The organism is Microcystis sp. M165S2, from assembly GCF_020245885.1.
In the GTDB taxonomy this organism is placed as follows: Bacteria; Cyanobacteriota; Cyanobacteriia; order Cyanobacteriales; family Microcystaceae; genus Microcystis.
This window is the reverse complement of sequence record NZ_JADBTZ010000300.1, coordinates 1-4586: the sequence shown is the minus strand read 5'-3', so window position 1 is coordinate 4586 and position 4586 is coordinate 1. Positions and strand designations below refer to the sequence as shown.

Here is a 4586-nt window from a genome sequence, read left to right as displayed (position 1 = left end):
GAGTTTTAATCAACTCTATCATCTGGTATCTAAAACCTCAGATTATTTAGCTTTACCCACGAAAGTCAGCAAGCAGATAATCAGAAGATTAGAGCAAGCTTGGATTAGTTATTTTGCCGCTTTTAAAGCTTGGAAAAAACACCCTGAAAAATTTTTAGGAAAACCCAAAATTATTAGCTATAAGGACAAAACTAAAGGAAGAAACCTGCTAATATATTCTCAGGAATCAATTTCTAAAAAACCGTTAAAAGAAGGAATTTGTCACTTGTCTAGGAGCGACTTAAAAATTCCCACATCCAAGAGAGAAATAATTGCAGTGAGAATTGTTCCCAAAAGTAGCTGTTATGTCATTGAAATAGCCTATGAAAGACGGTCGGAAACCACAGATAAACAACAGATAGCTGGGGTAGATTTAGGAGTTAATAACTTAATGGCTGTAACTACAAATCAAACAGGTGTAGCACCTCTTTTGGTAAAAGGAATAATCAACAATTTGTCAATATTTCCCATTATAGATTAATAGAAATGTTAACCTATAAAGCTCAATTAAAAGGAATAAAAGTCATAATAACTGAAGAATCCTATACCTCACAATCCAGTGCTTTAGATAGGGATGAGTTACCTAAATATGGTGAAGAAAAACCATTATTTAAGGGAAAAAGGTTAGCTAGGGGACTTTTTAGAAAAGTAATTCCTGATGTCATTGACCAGGGAATAAAGGGTTTGCCGTTTAATCCGCTCCGTGCTTGACCCACTACGAATGACTAAGCTTTCAGACTTTTAAGTAAGTTTGAGTAAGTTTAGTTGAGCGGTAAGACTTGGGTTTTTTCGATCAACCATTTATCTCCTTGCCGTACCAAATCATAGCGCAGGTTCAAGGACTCATTATAGGAACGATTGACAATTTCCTTGCCATTATGGAAATACATGGCCTTTTCGTTTACTATCGCTTCCACCGTCGCTAAATTAGGATTTTTCGTATTATTAGTAACTGAGCGCACATCCACTTGATGATCGTAGCGCCAATAGTTATTTCCCTGTAAAGCCGCCGCTCGTTTTTGCCAAATTTGCAAGGCTGAACCCGTTAAAATCTCCTTCAATTGCTCTTTTTGGTGTTCACTGCCAAAAGCCGCCGATTTTGCCCCTAACCAAGCTTGAATCGTCTCCTTGGCTGTTTCCTTGTCTAAGGGAATCCCTGCCATCACTTCCGCATTAGCCGAAGGAATTTCTAGTATGGGAGTATTTAAAGAAATCGGTAACTGTTCCCCTTGCAAGGCTGCCAAAGGAGATTGACTATCGACAATTGCCTTTACCCCCAGGGCTAAAACTGCGAGCGTTCCCACTAATCCTACCCCTAATATCGCCACTCGATCGAGTCGCAGTTTTCTGCGGGCCGGTCGTCTCCGTTTCGGTGCGACTACGGCAGTTTTTGCCGTTTCTAAGGCTGCCGGCCCGGAGTTGCCCGCTGCTGGGGGACGGGAGCGACTGGGACGACGACGAGGGGGATTAAGTGCCGGTTGACGATAGGCTGCTGTCACCACTACACTGCCCTGAGTATAGGGGGTGAGAGTTTCCCCCTGAGCGGTGGCTCTCAGGGTGGGTACAGCAGTGCTTGTCCGCTCACCGTTAACTCTAGCTAAAGACGGGTTTTGGGGACGAGACTGGGAAGAAGAATAAGCGGATTCCCTCATCGGTGTCACTCCTAGCACTGGGTTTAAATGGGTGGGGGGGGTGTGGGTTTTCAGAACATTTACTTCCGATTCTAAGGGTTCGCTGGCCTTTTCTCGAACCTCGACGGGAACTTTTTCGTCAGGAAACCCTGACAATTTTTCTAAATAATTTTGTACATCTTCCTCAGCAAAATACTCTTTGAGTGAGGCTTTCCGCTCGACTAAATCACTAAAATGGCAGAAAACTTCTGTTTGTAACCAACGCTCACCGTAACGACATAGCCCGGGTAAAAGATCGGCAGATTGCCCAGATTGTTCCTTAATATAATTTAATATTTCTTGCTCTTGACTTTTTTCTAAAATTGTGCTTGCTCGTTCCGTCTGACCGAGCAGTAGGGCGCAGATCGATCGCTCTAGGGAGACATCCTGATGTTTTTGTAATTGCTGCAGGCGCTCGCTGGCTGCGACAATAGCGGCGGGTTGTTTTTGGGCGAAACCGCGGGCGATCAAGGCATAGACTAGCAGATAATTACCCACCGCCGAGGGGCGTTGTGCCTCTTTTGCCCAGATTTTCTCCTGTTCGGCCTGAGTTAAATAAACCCGTAACTGTTGAATAAAGCGTAAAAAATTATCCACCCCCAACCCAGAGCGATCGTCGCCCTGGCCATCGATGCCGCCGCGAGCGGCCAACATCTCCTCCAAGAGATTTAAGCCGCGCTGACGGGCAAGACTAGGTTTTTTTTCTTGGGATAACAATTCCAGAATCCGGTAGGGACGCAGGCGATCGCAATCATGGCGAATCTCGCTGGCCACTTGCGGGAACATTTGTTCTTGTTCCAAGCAAGTCAGGGCTTTGGCCGCGGTGCTGGCCGCCTGTTCATAATTTTTATCCTGCCAATATTCCCGACTTAATTCCCCGTAGGCCAAAGCCAAGGTTAAGATCATGTCTGGGCGAGTAGTTGGCTCTAAATCTAGATAAGTTTCGGCCAAACGAATCACTAACTCGTATTCTCCCAACTCTTGCAGTATGAGCAAAGCTCCCACCAGATCGGCGGGGGCAATGGTAATCTGGGGAGTGAGATATTCCGGGGAAGCGGCGGTCACTTCCCCACCGTGAGAATCTAGGTTTTCGGCGCTGCTTTCTGGGTTGAGAAGCAAGGGATTGGGGTCGAAAAATTGGGCATCGTAATCACGACGGCGATCCGCAGCACTTAACACTTGGTAAGCTTCATCTAACAAGTGCTGACGGGCAATGATCGCTGTTTGACTGTATTCTTGACGTGGCAATTGCCGTCCCCGGTCGGCGTGGGCCAAATCAATCTGCTCGGCACTCACCTGAAAGGGGATTCCCAATATCCTGTAGTAGTCGAGAGGAATTCGCACGGTTAGCTGTACCTCAACTCTGGAGAGTCCTTAGTGAATTAAGTGATGTAAGTGAGAGCGGAGCGAGTAAAATAACAAGATACCATCTTATCCTAGCCAATCTCTGACTGACTAAGATTAGATTTGAGAGAGAAAATACCAAGAACTCCTTGGTTTAAGACCAAAAAATTCACTGCCAGAATTCTCGAAAAATCTACCGCTTCCTCTCCCCTTGCCTTTTTGTTGTCTAAATGATACTACAGACCCTATGATTTCCGAACGTACTTTACCAACCTTTAATCCTGCTTCCATCATTATTACCAAAGCTGAAGGTCTTCGCCTATACGAGGATATGGTTTTGGGGCGGATGTTTGAAGATAAATGTGCCGAAATGTATTATCGGGGCAAAATGTTCGGTTTTGTCCACCTCTACAACGGTCAAGAAGCGATATCTAGCGGTATTATTAAAGCCTTGCGTCAGGGAGAAGATTACGTTTCTAGCACCTATCGCGATCACGTCCACGCCCTCAGTGCTGGAGTTCCCGCTCAAGAGGTAATGGCGGAGTTATTCGGCAAAGCTACTGGCTGCAGTAAAGGACGGGGTGGCTCCATGCACATGTTTTCCGCCGAACATAAGCTTTTAGGGGGTTACGCTTTTGTGGCCGAGGGGATTCCCGTCGCAACCGGGGCGGCTTTTCAAAGTAAGTACCGTCGCGAAGCCATGGGTGATGCCAGTGCCGATCAGGTAACGGTCTGTTTCTTCGGGGATGGGGCGAGTAATAATGGCCAGTTTTTTGAGTGTCTGAATATGGCCGCCCTCTGGAAGTTGCCGATTATCTATGTGGTGGAAAATAATAAGTGGGCGATCGGTATGGCCCATGATCGAGCCACTTCTCAACCGGAAATCTATAAAAAAGCCAGTGTTTTTAGTATGGTCGGCGTGGAAGTGGACGGTATGGATGTGGTCGCCGTTCATGCCGCCGCCAGAGAAGCTGTGGCCCGCGCCCGCGCTGGTGAAGGACCGACTTTAATTGAGGCCTTAACCTATCGTTTCCGGGGTCACTCTCTGGCAGATCCCGACGAGTTACGCAGTGCTGACGAGAAACAATTCTGGGGCGAAAGAGATCCGATCACTCGCTTTGCCGCCTACCTCTACGAGCGAGATCTGGCCACGAGAGAGGAATTAAAAGAAATCGAGGAGAAAATTCTAGCTGAAATCGAGGCAGCGGTTAAATTTGCCGAATCTAGCCCTGAACCCGATCCTAGTGAACTAACTCGCTTTATTTTCGCTGAAGACGAGTAATTTCAGTGATCGGTGATCAGTTACCAGTTATTCAGAGTTGAGTTTTCAGTTCACTGATCACTGTTTATTGATCACTGATTGCTGATTACTGATTACTGATTACTGATCACTGATTACCGAAATTTTGGGTTAAAGCCCCGTCCTTTTAGGACGGCTTTTTAAACTATAGCTTGTTAACTTAACTTTTATTGTGCTATACTGATTTTATCTAAGTACCCCCTGCGTAAAATGTTTGTCTTAGAGTTTAAAGT

Annotated in this window: 4 protein-coding genes; 3 read left to right on the top strand and 1 reads right to left on the bottom strand. The window is 45.9% G+C overall.

Annotation, left to right across the window (positions count from 1 at the left end; all coding sequences use genetic code 11):
- Both IM479_RS15150 and IM479_RS15145 read left to right on the top strand, forming a co-directional pair.
- A partial coding sequence (locus IM479_RS15150; protein ID WP_502845715.1) for a nuclease/transposase family protein occupies positions 1–520 on the top strand: 520 nt, incomplete at its 5' end.
- Between the two features lie 5 nt (positions 521–525).
- A complete protein-coding gene (locus tag IM479_RS15145) occupies positions 526–750 on the top strand; it encodes a hypothetical protein (protein WP_287686208.1) in 225 nt (74 codons plus the stop codon).
- A gap of 50 nt (positions 751–800) precedes the next feature.
- Here IM479_RS15145 and IM479_RS15140 read toward each other — a convergent pair whose 3' ends face one another.
- On the bottom strand, positions 801–3053 hold the full coding sequence (locus IM479_RS15140; protein WP_287686207.1) for an IMS domain-containing protein: 2253 nt from the start codon (positions 3051–3053) through the stop codon (positions 801–803).
- A gap of 247 nt (positions 3054–3300) precedes the next feature.
- On the opposite strand from IM479_RS15140, the gene pdhA reads away from it, so the two are divergent.
- Positions 3301–4335, top strand: coding sequence for a pyruvate dehydrogenase (acetyl-transferring) E1 component subunit alpha (gene pdhA / locus IM479_RS15135; protein WP_287078175.1), 1035 nt, complete (start codon positions 3301–3303; stop codon positions 4333–4335).
- Positions 4336–4586 lie beyond the last annotated feature (251 nt).